General features: G+C 67.7%; 2 protein-coding genes. Both read right to left on the minus strand.

The window, feature by feature from the left end; genetic code table 11:
* The coding region (locus tag EXE63_RS00065) for an FHA domain-containing protein (RefSeq protein WP_168140279.1) at positions 1-300 on the minus strand (300 nt) is incomplete at its 3' end.
* Between the two features lie 225 nt (positions 301-525).
* Positions 526-861, minus strand: a 336-nt coding sequence (locus EXE63_RS32465; RefSeq protein ID WP_436277405.1) for a hypothetical protein, incomplete at its 5' end; no start/stop codon positions are given.

An 861-nucleotide genomic window follows, 5' to 3' on the forward strand; every position in this document is an offset into this window, starting at 1 on the left:
CACGGTGATCGCCTCGGTGAGCGGCACGGGCAGCGGTACCGAGTCGATGCGCTCGCCGTCGAGGAACGTGCCGTTGCGGGTGCCGGCGTCGCTGAGCACCCACTGCTGCCCGATCGGCTCGATGCGCAGATGGGTGCGCGAGATGGCGTGCGCGGTGATGCGGATCTGTGCCGGTAGCGCACGGCCGATCAGCACCGGCCCCTGCTCGGGTGCCGCGGTGAAGGATTTTCCCGCCACCTCGATCGCCAGCGTTGGCAGTCCGACCTCCGCTGGCGGCTCCTGGCACTGCTGCACTGTCACGTCCCCTCCTAGGTCGCACTGCATCCCCTGTGCCGCACCGATAGCGCGCGCACGACATCTGGCCAGCAACGCCCAATCGTCGCAGTACTATTCCCAGCTAAACCGGGGAAAACGGTCCGGCTGGACTGCGCTAGCCGCTGAGCTGTGCTGTTGCCGAATTCAGTGTTACACACCATGAGAGGGGGTCTGAGCGGCAAATAATTGGTGCAATAGGGGTGCAACGGATCATGCGATGATCGATGCGACGGATGGTGCGGGACAACTCATCGCACCGCGAGACTTCGGGGGGATGACATGAATCCGCAGGGTCCCAGGCAGCCGGGCGGAGGTGAGCACCGGCCACGGCCCGGCGGCTACCCAGCTGGCAATCCGGCGCCGTTTGACCAGCAGGAAACCCAGCAGGGGCCGGTGTTCCGGCGGCCGCCGCAGGCCCCGCATCATCCGCAGCCCCGCAGGGTTACCCGCCTCACCGCAGTACGCGCCACCACCACCGCCGCCGAGCGCACCACCGGCCTCATCGGCGCCGCAGCCCTCACCTGAGCCGCGCGCAACAGCTGGGTA

It is taken from the genome of Mycolicibacterium frederiksbergense, assembly GCF_012223425.1.
Classification (GTDB): domain Bacteria; phylum Actinomycetota; class Actinomycetes; order Mycobacteriales; family Mycobacteriaceae; genus Mycobacterium; species Mycobacterium frederiksbergense.